Origin of the sequence: Paenalicyclobacillus cellulosilyticus, from assembly GCF_014647315.1 — a bacterium.
Lineage (GTDB): Bacteria > Bacillota > Bacilli > Alicyclobacillales > Alicyclobacillaceae > Alicyclobacillus_J > Alicyclobacillus_J cellulosilyticus.
Genome location: NZ_BMOY01000013.1, coordinates 43,892 through 59,772, shown reverse-complemented (window position 1 = coordinate 59,772; position 15,881 = coordinate 43,892). Strand labels below are relative to the sequence as shown.

General features: G+C 51.9%; 12 protein-coding genes. 1 reads left to right on the top strand and 11 read right to left on the bottom strand.

What is annotated here, in order from left to right:
- Positions 1-52 precede the first annotated feature (52 nt).
- The 6 genes from IEX97_RS05810 to IEX97_RS05785 form a co-directional block, all read right to left on the bottom strand.
- Positions 53-691, bottom strand: a complete 639-nt coding sequence (locus IEX97_RS05810) for an ABC transporter ATP-binding protein (protein WP_188881686.1) — start codon at positions 689-691, stop codon at positions 53-55.
- Between the two features lie 16 nt (positions 692-707).
- A complete protein-coding gene (locus IEX97_RS05805; protein ID WP_188881685.1) occupies positions 708-1,562 on the bottom strand; it encodes an ABC transporter permease in 855 nt (284 codons plus the stop codon).
- A 5-nt stretch (positions 1,563-1,567) separates the two neighbouring features.
- The gene (locus IEX97_RS05800; protein WP_188881683.1) at positions 1,568-2,566 is read right to left on the bottom strand and encodes an ABC transporter permease; all 999 of its coding nucleotides are present in this window, start codon (positions 2,564-2,566) and stop codon (positions 1,568-1,570) included.
- Between the two features lie 197 nt (positions 2,567-2,763).
- Positions 2,764-4,668 (bottom strand): ABC transporter substrate-binding protein, encoded by a 1,905-nt coding sequence (locus IEX97_RS05795; protein WP_229776477.1) that lies wholly within the window; start codon positions 4,666-4,668, stop codon positions 2,764-2,766.
- A gap of 373 nt (positions 4,669-5,041) precedes the next feature.
- Positions 5,042-5,992 carry an ArsR/SmtB family transcription factor gene (locus IEX97_RS05790; RefSeq protein WP_188881680.1) on the bottom strand — a complete coding sequence of 317 codons (951 nt, stop codon included), beginning with the start codon at positions 5,990-5,992 and terminating at the stop codon, positions 5,042-5,044.
- A 252-nt stretch (positions 5,993-6,244) separates the two neighbouring features.
- Positions 6,245-8,212 carry a glycoside hydrolase family 127 protein gene (locus IEX97_RS05785; protein WP_188881678.1) on the bottom strand — a complete coding sequence of 656 codons (1,968 nt, stop codon included), beginning with the start codon at positions 8,210-8,212 and terminating at the stop codon, positions 6,245-6,247.
- Between the two features lie 314 nt (positions 8,213-8,526).
- Here IEX97_RS05785 and IEX97_RS05780 point away from each other — a divergent pair, with 314 nt between their 5' ends.
- Complete coding sequence (locus IEX97_RS05780; RefSeq protein WP_188881676.1) at positions 8,527-9,414, top strand: helix-turn-helix transcriptional regulator; 888 nt, start codon at positions 8,527-8,529, stop codon at positions 9,412-9,414.
- A gap of 115 nt (positions 9,415-9,529) precedes the next feature.
- On the opposite strand, the gene IEX97_RS05775 is transcribed toward IEX97_RS05780, so the two are convergent.
- The 5 genes from IEX97_RS05775 to IEX97_RS05755 form a co-directional block, all read right to left on the bottom strand.
- The gene (locus IEX97_RS05775; protein WP_188881675.1) at positions 9,530-10,360 is read right to left on the bottom strand and encodes a carbohydrate ABC transporter permease; all 831 of its coding nucleotides are present in this window, start codon (positions 10,358-10,360) and stop codon (positions 9,530-9,532) included.
- 14 nt (positions 10,361-10,374) lie between these two features.
- On the bottom strand, positions 10,375-11,328 hold the full coding sequence (locus tag IEX97_RS05770; RefSeq protein WP_188881674.1) for a carbohydrate ABC transporter permease: 954 nt from the start codon (positions 11,326-11,328) through the stop codon (positions 10,375-10,377).
- A 157-nt stretch (positions 11,329-11,485) separates the two neighbouring features.
- On the bottom strand, positions 11,486-12,757 hold the full coding sequence (locus IEX97_RS05765) for an ABC transporter substrate-binding protein (RefSeq protein WP_188881673.1): 1,272 nt from the start codon (positions 12,755-12,757) through the stop codon (positions 11,486-11,488).
- A gap of 129 nt (positions 12,758-12,886) precedes the next feature.
- Positions 12,887-13,939 (bottom strand): LacI family DNA-binding transcriptional regulator, encoded by a 1,053-nt coding sequence (locus tag IEX97_RS05760; protein WP_188881672.1) that lies wholly within the window; start codon positions 13,937-13,939, stop codon positions 12,887-12,889.
- 291 nt (positions 13,940-14,230) lie between these two features.
- The gene (locus tag IEX97_RS05755) at positions 14,231-15,877 is read right to left on the bottom strand and encodes a glycosyl hydrolase 53 family protein (RefSeq protein ID WP_188881671.1); all 1,647 of its coding nucleotides are present in this window, start codon (positions 15,875-15,877) and stop codon (positions 14,231-14,233) included.
- Positions 15,878-15,881: the final 4 nt, after the last annotated feature.

Below are 15,881 nucleotides of genomic sequence, written 5' to 3'. Positions count from 1 at the left end.
GTCATTTTACTCAGCAATTTTCGGACAGGCAATAACGTCAGCTTTCAGCCATTTAGAGATGGCTAAAACACAATAGCATTGTGGTACCAAAATCCCGATTGATCTTCGCTAAGATTTCAAAGATGTAACTTTGGGTGATCACGTCTAACGCAGTTGTTGGCTCATCCAAGATCACCACTTTGGGGTCTAAGATAAGACTTAGCGCAATCATCACTCTTTGCTTCATACCCCCACTTAACTCATGGGGATATGACCGAAGAACAAGATCCGGATCGAGGCGAACATATTCCAATAGCTCACGCGTCCTTTTAATAATCTCCGCAACTGATACATCCCTGTGTTCTCGCACCGTCTGAATGAACTGATCCTTGATTTTCATGACAGGATTAAGAGCGCTCTGCGCGGCCTGAAAGACCATGGAAACCTCTTGCCAACGAAATTGCCTGAGTTCCTCTTTTGAAAAACTCAATATATCTCGCCCATTGTAGACAATTTGCCCCTGCGAGATAACACCCGAACATATACCAAGAATCGCTGTTGCAAGCGTGGTTTTCCCACAACCACTTTCGCCGACCAGCGCTGTTACCTTCCCTTCTGGTATGTCAAATGATACGTTATTGACCGCATGGGTCGTCCCGTATCGCGTCACGTAGTCAATGGAGAGATCCTTTATTTGAATGATGGCTTTCACACTTCCCTCTCCCTCGTCATTGACGTCTCAGGCGTGGATTGAAAAAGTCATCGATTCCATTCGCAAACAGGAAGCAACCCAGTGTAAATAAACTCATACAGACAATCGGTGAAATGAGATAGTAAACGCCACGAGGATTGAAAACCCCGCCGGTTCCTTGCACAGCCATAGTCAGCATTTCGCCCCAGTTCGTCGCTGAGAACGGCGCCAAACCCAATAGCATAATTCCAACGCTCGCCTGGATAGCTCCCGATCCAACTCCTATAAAACTGACTGTCAGGAATGAGATGACATTAGGCATTAGTTCCTTAAAAATGATGTGAAATTTGCTCATCCCCATAATCCTAGCTATTGTCACGAACTCACGCTCCCGAAGAGAGAGCACCTGGGATCTTACTCCCAATGCCAGGGGTGCCCAGGCAGTAATTGATAATAACAATCCGAATTCAACTGCATTCTGTATGGAAAATACAGCAGCCAATATCAAGCTCAGAGAGAATCCGGGTATTGTAAGTATCAGATTGATCAGAGCAACGATCACTTGGTCCACAAAGCCACCAATCAATCCCGCAAGCATTCCCACCAAAGTTCCGATGAATAAAGTAATTACGGCGGTCCAAAAGGCAACCAACAGAACATCTCTGGAACCGTATACAATTTCTGTCCAAATGTCCCGTCCAGCATAATCAGTTCCTAACCAGTGATGCCAAGAAGGAGGTTGATATCTGGCAGAGAAATTGACAGTCGTATTGAATGGAAATATACGGGGTCCCACCGTTGCCATCAAAATGAAGAACACGAGAATCACAAATCCCACAAACGCCTTCTTATTTGACCAAATGATCCAAAAAAAATCCCGTATCGTCCGCAAGGTTGTCACTCCTCAATTCGCACACGGGGATCAAGCTTTGCATATAAAATATTGGCGATAAGATTGGCTACAATGAGACAAAAGCTCTGAAACAGAAACAAACCCTGTAATTCCGTGTAATCACGATTATTCGTTGCCTGAACCAAGTACTGACCTATGCCTGGATAACTGAACAGTGTTTCTACGAGAGACGATGCACCCAGAATACCCCCAAACGCGAGTGCAAGACCAGTCACTTGTGGCAGAATCGCAATTCTCCTAATGTAATCCTTCACAATTGTACGTTCACGCAATCCCCTCGCTATAGCGGCGGTTACATAGTCTTCATTCATCACTGCCAGAGATGTGCTTTTCATGCTCATCGCTTGACCACCAATTAACACCAATACGTAAGTCAATATAGGGAGAAACGCATGGCGTAGGACACTCCCAATAAATGGCCAATTGAATCCGGGTGTCAACGACGTATCATACGCTCCATTAAACGGGAACCATTGCAAATCGAGAGCAAAAAACTCAAGTAGTAGCAGTGCGATAATGAATGATGGAACAGCATGTGAAATAACGTTAAAAACGGTCATGAGGGGATCCAGCCAGGAGTTGCGTTTCCAAGCCATGCGTACACCGATCCAGTTCCCAATGACAAAACTCGTTAACAGTGCAATACTAGCCACAAATAGTGTCCACGGCACGCCGGCCGCTATCACTTGATTGACTGTCACTTGCTGATTCACCATCGACGTTCCGAGATTCCCATGCAATAAGCCTTGGACATAACTCAAAAACTGCTTATATAAGGGTTCGTTAGGATTGATATGATACAGCAACTGTATGCGTCGATAAGCCTCCGGCAAAGATATACCTAATTGTTGAGCCATTTGCTGAGCCTGTACCAACCATACATTTCCAGGAGTCTTGTGCAACATGTAGAAGGAAAGAATCACCGAGAGCATCAATGTAATAAACGCTATTAACAACCTTTTCAAAATCACCCTGGTCGACAACTCTATCACCCCAAAATCTTATTTGTAATTGCCAGCCTAGCTTCATCCTGATAAACACCAAAGAAAATGAAATAATAATATTGTATATCTCTACCGACAGAGCTTTCTGCTCAATTTATCCATCACATACATTTGCCGATAGGATGTTGGTGGCCAGGGAATTGACCCCAGCCACCCAAAAAAGAACATCCCAACTGTTAGTTCGGGCCTAGCTTTCCATTGACAAAGTGCTGCCCGCCAGCAAACCATTCGCTGATATCCGCAATGTCCTGAAGTAAGTCCGCAGGCGGCATTGGGAGGTTACGATTGTACTTACTAAAGGCATTCTGCCACGGTAATCCTTTAGGCAATCCCTTTACATAGGCAGTGTTTAACCATTCACCGGCGGTGTTTCCCCACAGATTTACATACCAAGCGTTTTCATTGGTCGCATAAGCAATTTCATCAATCGCATGGCGACGTTGCGATTCAGTCATGTACGGCATCTTTGCAAGTAGTTGATTTACGTTTATGCTTTGACCGTCATAGCCACTAGCAATAAACAACGCAACTCCCTTGCGATCCTTTGGTAGCCCCGCCTCCTGGAAGGGTCGCCCATTATTATACAACGTCATCATCGCAGACCAAGGATCCATCAACCATTCCCACTCAGGAAAATCGAACACCATATCGTATGTTCCGTTTACGGCGTTCGACCAATACAAACTCTGATCGACAGACTTAAACTGTGTTGGCAAACCGAACGCTGTTAGTTGTTCAGCAACCAACTCACCCGCCGGTGTAATATACGGTTCCCAATTGGAAGGACCGGCAATGATAAAGTTATAACTCTTGCCATTCGGATCGCGCCAAATTCCGTCAGGACCCTTTTTCCATCCTATGCTCTCTAAGAGACGAGCCGCCTTTTTTGGGTCATATGGATACTTAGTAAATTTCTTCAATACGTCATTCGTAATATACTTATTAATTTGCCACGGTAGGATACCTAACCCAGCATATTCGGTGTCTATCCCGTAGTAGTTAGCGACCTCTCGAATCTTTTTTCTATCGAGTGCATAAACGATCGCCTTTCTAAAAGTCTCATTTTGGAACGGAGAATGTCTTTGGTTAAACACGAACCCTACTGTCACATTGTCCGGCCAAATGTAGTGAACTAAATTCTTATTGGATGCCAGAATGCTGGTTAAGATGTCCTTAGGTGGTGTAGCATCCATCCATGACAGCTTCCCAGATCGCAATAGCGCAAGCTGTTGCGTTCCGTCAGGAACATTCATCAAATGAATTTCTTTGAACTTGATTGCCGACTTCTTGTAGTAATACGGGTTCGGTTTCAAGTACATATCAGATGAGGTGACTTTGCTTACAACATACGGCCCAGTGCAGATTGTTGTCTTCGGATGGTAATGTGAATTGAAATCTTGCCAGACCTTACCTGTAGCTGAGAGAAACTGAGGTGTCTGCTTTAATTGGTAAGCGTAAAGTCCTTGATCATGAGGATTCGTATCTGGTTGAAGCTTTGCAAAGAGAGCAGCATCCTGATCAATCCACTTCTTTGCCAAATGGTAAGGGATCCACTGATAATCTTCCGCCAAATAATACATTTTGAACTTAGGATCAAGTTTTGGATTAGCCCATTTGAAAATCACTGTATAAGGATCAGGGGTTTCTATTGATTTCAAATACTTGGTAACCTCTGCACCCCAATTCAAAATATAGAACCCCCACACATCCTTCGATGTAAATGGCGCTCCATCACTCCACCGAATGTTGTGATACAAGTGCACAACAGTTTGTGCTGGATTGCTGTTATCCACAGATTGAGCCATCCGATAGTAAATCTTCCCTGTCGGACGCGCGTATTGAAACAACCCCTCGAAACAATATACCCATGCATCATAACCCACACCACCATTGGCAGCAGGGTTTCCCTGCCAAGTCGGAGGAGCAGGCCATCCCAATTGAGCCACCTGGGTCCATACTCCACCCGAATTCAAGGTATTGGCATGGACACCAGAAGATCCTGAGGCAATTCCCACAGTAACCACAGCGGTTCCGAACAATAATGAAGCCGATTTCATCTGTTGTCTAAGTCCCTTTTTCATCTTCACGTTCGATCATCCTCCATAAACCACCTTAATTATTTAAGGCCTCATTTGCACCCACATTCAACAATCGTTCCCAATAACATACCCCCAAACAATCGTTAATAATATAACTGATTAATTAATCTCTCTATGTGGTTATTTTACATAGGGTTATCTTGCATGTCAATATAGAAATAATACTGACTCCTCAAGCAGTAAACTAACACTCTATCCGAATCCTCGTCATTAAACCTTAATCTAGATACTCACCATGCAAGAATTATGTTTTGCTGAAGCGGATGTATTATCCAACATCATGTAATTGTGGACGTATTTTTCAATTTAACCCAATGTATACTTTCCGATAACTAACATGACCAAAGAATTTTCGTCAAGAGCTCGCAATGACTATCCCTGACTGATGAGTTTGCCGTACTGACTTCTGACTATAATACGCCTTAAACACGATATCCTGGTTATAATTCCCAAATCCAGCCCCATATATCGTCAGTCCACCGACATGCTGTGCGTCTTCCTCCACGGACAACCTGAGCGTCCAGTGCAATCCCAACGGCAAGTCATCCACCGTCACCGAAGACAACTGAATCCCGTCGATGAAACTCCCCTCACGATTGATGCGCAACACTTTCAGCAAGCCGTATTGATTAATCTCATCCGGCCACCAAGCAGGTGTGTAGGTGCCGCGCCGGTCGGCGAAATCGCCGGGGCTCGTCCACGTCCCGAGCCGCACACCATTTAAGTAAAAGGTGATGTCGGAAGGCCAGTTTTCGTTCGCCTTGGGCGCCTCCGATCCAATCTCCAGCGAGATCTCAATCTCTTCAAGCACCTGGCTGGGCAGCATGTGATTGGGGAATTTGTACTCGATGTACCCTTGGCCAAACCACAGGATGTTTGCGCGCACACGTTCCGGATCCGAAAAGTACCGGGGATCATCGAACTGGCCGATGATCTTTTCCACGGACGCGAGACCGCAGGTGGGCTGGACGTCGAAGTCGGTGTAGTACCCCACCGGTACGTCGACACGATAGTACTCCCGTGCTTCCTCCGCGCTGTTCGGAAACGAAATGCGAATCGTGTCCACGTTTAAAATGCAACGCTTTTGTATGCCACCCCGACTGGGAATCATTTCCGTCCGGATGATGCCTGCGGTCTCCAGCTTGCGCACGTGCATCGTCATGATGGCGCTGCTTAATCCCAAGCGTTCTGCCAGCTCACGGATGTTCATCGGCTGCTCGGCCAAAGCTTGGATGATCTGCAGGCGTACCCGGCTTGCCAATGCCTCGAATACCGGCAACCATTCTTCCGAAACATGGATGTCCATGCTGCCCCTCCCGCGTGAGCCACAGTCTCAATCAAACATGTGATGGCTAATATTTTAACCCACCGCCAAGCCAACTGCGAGAGGAACGCGGGTGAAGACAGGTTGCCCCGCGCATCCTTGTGGATCGCGGGGCGTGATCCAGCGTCGAAGATGTGAGCATCTGTCGAGCATACGCGTGACACAAGATGATTCAAGCATCGTGTACAACGTGGCAACTTGCCGCATCCACGTGGCGGCGTACGTTACGCCCGCTCAAGATTCATACCGCACCCAAACCGTCATCTCACCGGGCGTCCGATTGCACCAGGCGTAATACGGGATGGCTTTTACCTTGGTTTCCTCCCGAGCGCAGCGCTGGAAGGCATACAGAGGTTGCCCGTGTCCGAATTCGCGTGGGACAGCCTCCCCCTGCGGACGGATCACGTCGCGCCAGCCGCTGCCCTGCAGGGTGACGACGCCACCCAACAATCCTTCCTCGTATTGCGCCGTCCACGTCTGACCCGGCCTTATCACAATGGATTGCAGGTTGCGCCCGTTGTCCACCTCTTCGAGACAATAAACAATGGGCCCGCGCTGCAAGGCCAGCTTCCCGGCATTCATCCGCACCTCGGGATGGGCAAACACCTCCTCCACCGGCATCGGGATGGACAACGTCACGGTATCCCCGTCACGCCAGACACGGCGGATGTATACATATCCCTTGCTCTCCCAGGAGCTTGCGACCGGCTGGCCGTTGACCCGTACCTCCACACGGCGCGCCCAGCCCGGGACGCGCAACGCGATGGCGAACTCGGCCTGCGCAGAAGCCGACACCTGCAATTGCACCTCGCCGTCCCACGGGTACCTTGTACGCTGGATGAGCCGTACATCCTGCCCGGCCAGCGAGACGGCCGCCTGGCTGCCGATGTACAGATGCACAAACGCGGTGTTTGTATCCGGATCCACCGAGTAGATGTAACCGCCCAGGGAAGCGAGGAGGCGCGCGATATTGGGCGGGCAACATGCGCAGCCAAACCACGGCTGGCGCGTGGTGCGCACCGCGTGCATGTCCTCACGGTGTTCCGCGACCTCCGGCCACACTTCAAGCGGATTGACGTAGAAGTAGCGCTGTCCGTCGAGCGACATCCCGCTGAGCACGCCGTTGTAAAGCGCGCGTTCCATCACGTCCGCGTACTTTGCGTCCGCCTCAAGCTGCAACATGCGGTGCGAGAAAAACACGAGACCAATGGCCGCGCACGTCTCCGCGTACGCCCGGTCGTTGGGCAGGTCGTACGGCACGGTGAACGCCTCTTCATAGGCAGACGATCCGATGCCCCCCGTGACATACATCCGCCGCGAGACGATGTCTTCCCACAGCCTGCGGCACGCCGCCAACAAGGCCTCGTCATCCGTTTCCGCCGCCACGTCCGCCATGCCGCTGTAGAGATACACCGCACGTACCGCGTGGCCTTCCGCACTCGTCTGCTCGCGCACCGGCTGATGCGACTGAGAGTACTTGAAATTGTAGGGACGAACGCGTTTTTCCCCGCGCGCTTCGGCCTCCAGCGCGAAGTACAACGGTTCGCGCCCGCGTTCATCCACAAAATACTTCGCCAGCCGCAGGTACAGTTCATCCCCGGTGAGCCGGTGGAGCTTCATCAACGCCAGCTCAATCTCGGGATGTCCGCAGTAACCACGCTTCTTCCCCGGCTCCGGCCCGAGGACGCGATCGATGTGTTCGGCCAGACGCCGGACGATGTCCAGGATCTTTGGTTTACCGGTCGCCTGGTAGTACGCCACCGCCGCCTCCATGAGGTGGCCCGCGCAGTACAATTCGTGATCGTCCCGGAGGTTGGTCCAGCGGGCATCCGGCCTGGCCACCGTGAAGTAGGAATTCAAGTAGCCGTCCGGCTGTTGCGCCCGGGCCAGCAGGTCAATTACGCCATCCGCCAACGCTTCGAGCTCAGGATTGGGCCGGATGGCGAGGACGTAACCAACTGTTTCCAACCACTTGTAGAGGTCGCTGTCCTGAAACACCATCCCGTGAAAGGTGCCTTCCATCTCGCCGGCCGCAATCTTGAGATTGGCGACGGTGTGACTGGGTTCCACATCCGGCAACTCGTCATTGAGGGCCTTCCACTGGTAGGGGACCACCACATCGCGTACAAGTTGTTGCCGGGGCGCCCAGAAATCGTCTTCCAGGTGTACGTTCTGCAAGGAAACGGGGAGCAAACGCTTCATCGGAACAACCACCTTCCACTCTGTCGACATCAAATGAAATCCAAAACCCTGCCGTCCATCGCTCACCTGAGGCACAGCCTTGTCCCTTATTGAATCCGGGACGTTCTTAGGGGCAAGAAACAACTTGAACATAACACGGTGTACAGACCCCTGTCGGTGGCGAGGTGCGCGCTTGGGTGGACAGAACCGACTTCTTCATCCAGCCAAAAAGAAGGAATTTGTCTGGTTTACACGAATGTAAGGAGATAGATTCGAACAGAAGGAACAAAGAAATCTGTTCAAAGAAATCTGTTCCACGACGGGGGGTGAGCGACATGTTGCACCTCTATGCGTCTGCACGTCAACCATTCCGATTTGTATCAGCAGGACAGTTTATGACTGAGGAACCCTGGACGCACACCACCCGCTGCCTCGATACGTTCGTGATCATCTTCGGCATCAAAGGCGAACTGTACATTCATCAGGACGGAGTGGAACATGTCATCGGGCCTGGCACCGCTGCAGTACTGTTCCCTCATCACACTCATGGCGGTTATAAGACATGCGAACCCGGCCTTTCATTTTTCTGGTGTCACTTTCTCTGCCAAGACGATTTCGACATTCAGTCAACACCTATGTCCGTATGGAATTGGCATACCGCACACGCCCATTCTGATGAGCCATCCAATCGACTTGCAAACTTCATCATTCTCCCTGAAATCTTTCACCCAAGAAGCCCTGAGCGGGTGCATGTAGTGTTTCATCAACTGCTCGATGTGGCCAATGCGCATTATTACACTGCGCAAGCCACAAATTATTGGTTGACTTGCTTGCTGATTGAGATCTCGCAACAGTATCTGGTACAACAAAAACCCATTCGCCCCAATCGCCGATTCAATATCATGTTGGAATGGATTCGCATGCATGCAGATCGACCCATCACCGTCACAGAGCTGGCGGAGCGCTTCCACTACAACCGGGACTACCTGTCAAGGCTATTCAAACGAGAATTAGGCATTGGTCCCGTGGAATACATCCATGTGGTGAAAATCGCCCGCGCGAAAAAACTGTTATGTGAAACGGATAAAACGATCAAGGAGATTGCGGCGGAACTGGGGATGAACGATGAGAAATACTTCATGAAGCTGTTTAAGCTACATGAGCACATCACACCCACGGAGTTTCGCCAGTCCTTTTACCGCTCACACCTCAACAAACGATAACCACGATGATACACGTCAACCGGAGTACGCACTTACCCTTTCAACCGGTCGCATCACCGTCCTTAATCAAGTTGTTCAAATTGTATAGCCTTCCATCTTATGCAATTCAGGCCATTCATCCTTTACCACCCGTTGTCTTAATACCTTCGACAAGATACCTTTGTGCAAAAAGATACAAAAGCATGGGTGGCACAATCATAAACACCGCCATCGCCATCTCCAAGTTGTACAACGTCGTAAATTGTGTTGTGAAATATGTCAGCGCGCCGACGGTCAACGGTTTCAGCAACTCATTGTTAATGTAGATCAACGGCGTGAACAACTCATTCCACCAGAATACGGATGACAACACGCCGATGGTAATGAAAATGGGCCTCGACAACGGCGCGATGATACGGGTAAACAACTGCCAATGATTACAACCGTCAATCATCGCGGCTTCGTCGACGCTTTTAGGGATGGTACGATAAAACTGCCTGAACAAAAACACATTGTACGGATAGGCGAAGAAGGCCGGGACAATCAACGGGTACAACGTGTTCAACCAACCAAACTTCCCGAACATGATGAACTGAGGGATGATGGTTGCGGTGCTCGGCACCATCATGGTTGCCAAAATCAACGCGAAGACCACTCTTTTCCCGGTGAACTCCATCCTGGCCAACGGATACGCCACAATGCTGCTGGAAATGAGCGTACCCACGGTGTTGCCGACGATTAAGATCAATGTATTCCGCAAATAAATCAGGAGATGGCTCCCTTTGAGAATCTGCAAGTAGTTGCTGAATTGCGGATGCAACGGAATGAGCTGCGGCGGATAACTGCTGATGTCATTCAATGATTTTAACGAACACGATATGATCCATATGACCGGAAAGAACATGATCAATGCGACCAGAGACAACAGCAAGTAATTGCCTGATTGGACAATGACCTTCTTGTTCATAACGACGGCCCCTCTCAGCTTTCATAAGAAACCCATCTCTTCGACAGTGCAAACTGAAGATAGGAGATCAGGGCAACCAAGATAAACAAGATGGTCGACAACGCGGATGCGTATCCCATCTGGAAGTTCTGGAAGGCGCTTGTAAAGATCGCGAGACTGAGCACGTTCGTCGCGTCCCCCGGTCCGCCACCCGTGAGGGGGTAAATCAATGAAAACGACCCGTTCAAGGTGCCGACCGTCGCCATCACCAGGTTAAACAACAAGACCGGTGAGATGGACGGGAACGTGACATGACGAAACTTCTGCCATGCGCTTGCCCCGTCGATTTCCGCCGCTTCGTACAGCTCCTTGGGTACCTCCTTCAGACTTGCGTTGAAGATGAGCATCATTTGCCCCGTCGTGTACGTGTATATGGAAATAAACACAATCGTGGGGATGACCAAAGATTGATCCATCAACCAGTTGGGGCCGTTTTTTACCCCGAACCAAGACAAGATGTAGTTAAATACCCCAATCTGTTGGTTAAAAATCAGCTGAAAGACAAAGGCCATGGCCACGCTTGGTAAAACCGCAGGCACAAAGTAAAAAAATTGAAATATCCCGATCCCCTTCACCCGCTTGTTCAACAAAAGCGCCATGATCAACGCCCAGATCACGGTGACCACGACACTCAAGACGGTGAACTCAAGCGTCACGTACAGCGATTTCCAGAAGCCCGAATCCTGGCTGAAGAGAAGTTGGTAATTCTCCAAGCCGACAAAACGAGGCGGACTGATCATGTCCCAGTGCGTCAGGCTTAATACGAACGATGCGAGGATCGGTACACCGGAAAACAGAATGAAGCCAATGATCCATGGTGATAAGAACGCATACGCCACCAAATTGGTCTTCCATTTTTTCTTTCGTTGCCCATGCGATTCAACCAGTGGACGCAGTCGATCCGCGGTGAGCGCCCCGGATTGACCCATCGCAATCACCTCCGAACCTTGAACCCGCATTGTTCGGATTCCCGGATTCGCGTTCGCCTCTGTTCACAATGCAAAGATGAGAAACGGCCATGGCCAGAACCAATGCCTCTGGGTCATGGCCGTTTCTGCTCCGGAGAGGCATCCACGCCCGCGGTGTTTATCCATTCATCTGTTTCGCTTGCGCCAGCCCTTGCTTCACCACTTGCTGCGGCGAAATCTGCCCCAAGAGCGAGGCATTGAATTCATTCGTCAAGTACGTCGTCAAGCCGGGCGGGAGCAACACATAACCCAGGCGTGCGTACTTCCCAGCTTCGGTGAACGCATTCCAGTTCGTCGGCCCGTTCGGCCCTGCATTCTTATACCAGTTGTACTTGCTGAGACTGAGCTCCGCAGAAGGATTATTCGTGCCTTCTTCAATCAACTTCTGGCCTTCCGGGCTCATGCAGAACTGGATAAACTTCCAGGCCGCATCTTTGTGCGCGCTCTTGCTGTAAATCGTAAAGAACGCCGTGTGGAGATCGTCGTACTTCACTTTGTCATGCGGCAGCGGCGCGATGTCCCATTTGAAGTTCTTGATGCTGTTGTATTGCGAGATCATCCAGCTGCCGTTCAAAATCATCGCTGCCTTGCCCGCGGCAAACAGATCGACCGCGCTGTTCTTGGCCGCCGGCTGCGGCTCCACCTTCAACTGGTTGGTCAGCTTGTTCTGCCATTCCATGGCGCGAATGGCGCCGTTGCCAATCACAAGCTGACCCTTGCTGTTGACAATCTGATCCCCCGCCGAACCGATGAGCGAATACCATACGCCCGGGAAACCAATCGGCGCCGAGCCCCATTGCACGGTCTGCCCGTTCTTGACGATGGTCAGCTTTTTCGCCGCATTCTCATAATCTTGCCATGTCCAGTTGGCATTCGGGAACTTGACACCCGCTTTTTTGAACATATCCACGTTGTAGAACAAAAGATGTGTCGCGTAGCACCAAGGCAGACCATACGTCCCGCCGTTCAATTGATCCAGTTGCCGGAAGGCGGGCAAAAAGTTGCTCGGCTGCAACGACTTATCATTTTTGATGTAGCTGTCGAGTTTGTCGATGTACCCGTTTTGGGCGAACCTCCGGATGTCCGCCTCCCAAACCAACATGACGTCCGGCGCCGTGTTGGTCATGACCATGGTGTTCAGTTTTTGCGAATAGTTCGTTTCCGGGATCTCCGTCAGGTTCACATGGATGTTGGGATACTTGTGCTCAAACGCTGTAATGAAGTTATACTTCGGGTTCACCGGTCCCCACATGGCAAAGTTAATGGTGACCTGCGCGTCTTTCTTTTTGGCCGCAGCATTCATCGCAGGAATGGCGAGACCTGCAACGAGCGATGCAGCACTCGCAGCCCCCAGCACGAGGCTTGTCTTTTTCCAAACGCCATTTTTCATTCCTTTCTTCCTCCCCCGTGTGTTTCAAAAGTCTGGTTGAGAACACATCCCGAGACATCCGACACGGCTACGGTAACCCCCCCGTTCCCACCCCCCATCAAGGCGTGCCTCACGTTTGCTGCTTTGAGTTCATTGAATGGCCAAGCCATCCCGGACCGGCATCACCGATTGCCGTTCCACGAGGTTGCACTTCAACTTCACGCTTTTTTCCGGAATGGGCTCGCCTTCAATGGCACGCACCAATATCTCCACCGACTTTCTGCCAAGCTCATTCAACGGCAATCCCATCGTGGTCAACTTGGGGATGAAATAAAAACTGATTTCCCGGTTGTCGAATCCCACGACCGACAGGTCTTCCGGAACCCGGACCCCGCATTCCCGGCATGCTTCCAGCACCCCCCCTGCCATCAAATCGTTCATGGCTAGAATGGCTGTGGGCTTGTCCGCCAAGGCGAGCAATTCCTTTGCCATGACGTAACCGGATTCAAACTCCCAATCTCCCGTTTTTACGTAAACCGGGTTGAAAGGCAACCCATGTTCACGTATGGCCCTGTAATACCCCGTGAACCGGTCATGCGATGGGATTGAATCGATTAACCCGCTGATTAACGCAATCTTTTCATGCCCACGTTGAATCAGGTACTCCGTCGCTTCGAATGCAGCCAATTCATCATCGTAGTTGACGGAATACTGATTCTCCCCGGAAGCGCTGCAGTATGTGAATACCACAGGTTTCGGGATGTTGATCAATCCCGTCAAATCGCGGTTGTGAATCCCTATGTAAATCATCCCGTCGACCTGACGGCTGAGCAGTTCCTCGACCGCATTCATCACACTCTGTTTGCATCGATCAAAGTTCTCAAAATTGTTCCCGATTAATCGATGCACCCGCAGATTGGTCAGCAAAATCGACATCCCGTGTTCGTCAGCGCTTTCATTAATCCCATGAATGATCTCCGGTGAACTGAACACCGTGATGTCTTCCACGATCACGCCGATGGTTCTGGTCCGGTTGGTCTTCAAACTCCTGGCCACATTATTGGGTTGGTAATTCAATTCCTCAATGATCTTTAAAACTTTTTTCCGCGTCGCTTCACTGATATTCCCCCGGTTGTTGATCACCATGGAAACCGTCGCAGGCGATACGTTTGCCAGTTTCGCGATATCTTTGATTCTGACCATAACACCATCCTAGCACATCGGTGGTTGAATCGTTTTACTAATGCGCTTTCAAAATAACATATCGCGCGGGATTTATGCAAGAGGGTCTCGGCGGGTACATCCTGGCATATGGGTGTAACCATGCAGTTCGCTTCATCCATGATCCTTTCTGCGTAGCCACCATCCCCTGATGGCGGCTACGCGCAGATGCATGATTTGGCAGCCTATGACCCTTTCATTCGAAGTTTATCGTTTTGCCTTTCCATATCCCAGGAGCATAAGGAACATAAGACGAAGTTGCGAAGGGGAGAATCATGAACCAGAACGCGTGGCAGGCCCAATCTGATAAGCGTCCACCGCCGGCAGCGCCCGGCCTTGCCAATCAAACTCCGTCAGATTATCGGCACTCGTACCTGCCCCGGGTTCCCAACCGACCCCCGGCAACCAAGCCGGCTCCCAGTAAAACACGCCGAGGCCGAGGTGGTTCGGCAGTGCGGCGACCAGCGAGACGATGTCCCGCACGAACGACGCCTGACCGTCGGGCGTCGCCGGGTAACCCGGCAACAGCGGGGTTGTCGCGTCCACCTGGTTGGGTGTCCCGTCCGCGTTGGCCGTCGTCCACGGGTACTGCGTCTCCGCGACGACAATCGGTTTGTGGTACCGTTGCGCCAGCGCCCGGATGTTGTCACGAAACGCCGCCAGGGTGCCATGGAACCATGGGTAATAGGAGAGGCCGATGACGTCGAAGCCTTTGACCCCGGCCTGCATGATGTTGTCGAAAAACCACTCTGCGCCCGCGTTGTCCCCGCCGCGATCGATATGCAGCATCACCTTGAGCGGATGCCCTTTCGGGTTGCCGGCCCGCGCGCCGGCGATGCCGGCGTTGAGCAACGCCGCGAGCTGGCTCCACTGCTGCGTACCGTCCGGCAGGTTCAACTGGCCCACAGGCCACAGGATGCCATCCGTGATCTCGTTGCCGATGGACACCATGTCGACCGGCGTCCCTTGCTTGGCAAACGCCTCCATCACGCTTTGCGTATACGACTTCACTGTCTTCGCGAGTGCCGGGAGCGACTGCCCGCGCCAGGCTGCGGGAATGTTCTGCTTGCCAGGATCCGCCCAGAAATCGGAATAATGGATGTCGAGGAACAGTCTCATCCCGTACGTTTTGATCTCCCGCGCCATCTTCAAGTCCTGGGTGAGGTTGTTGTTCCCCCCGGGAGGATTCACCCACAACCGCAGGCGTACATAGTTCGTACCGCCTGCCTTCAGGATGGCGAGCAGCGGCTGTGTCTTGCCGTCGGCGCTGTACTTCGTCCCGATGGCCTCTTCCTGGGCCATGGTCGACAGGTCGTCGCCCAACATCATGGCGGAGGCCGCCTGGGCGGACGGGGAGAACACGCGGAACTCGGCGATGCCGGGGATGCGGCCTTTGGCCGTCCACACGGACAGCCGGACGTACCTGGCCTGAACGCCAGGCTGCGGGCAATCGGCGTACTGGATGATGCCTGCCACCGGCGTGCCCTGCCCCGCGAGACCGGGCAGGGCATGCCACGTCTTGCCATCCGTGGACACCGTGACCGAAAACCTGGCGCCCGCGGCCGCACCGGCCCAGGTGACGCCGCAACCGGAAACACGCTGCGGTGCCTGCAAGTCCACGGTGACACTCACCTTCGCGGCACCCGGCTGCCAGACGGTCGAAGCGTCCCCGTCGTCCACGGACGACACGTCGGAAGGATCACGGCGGACCGTCCCGCCAACAGTGACCGGACGCCCGATGGCCACATCGAGCCCTGGGGGCAACCCCGGCTTTTGTGCCGGCTGTGCATGCACGGCCGGAGCCGCGGTCGCGCCGGCCAGTGCGCCGAGCGCGGCGAGCGACCCTGCGGTCGTTCGCAGCCAGTGCGTCGCGCGGCGCATACGTCGGTGCCTTGGCCGTATCCACATGCGTCTGCGCATCATC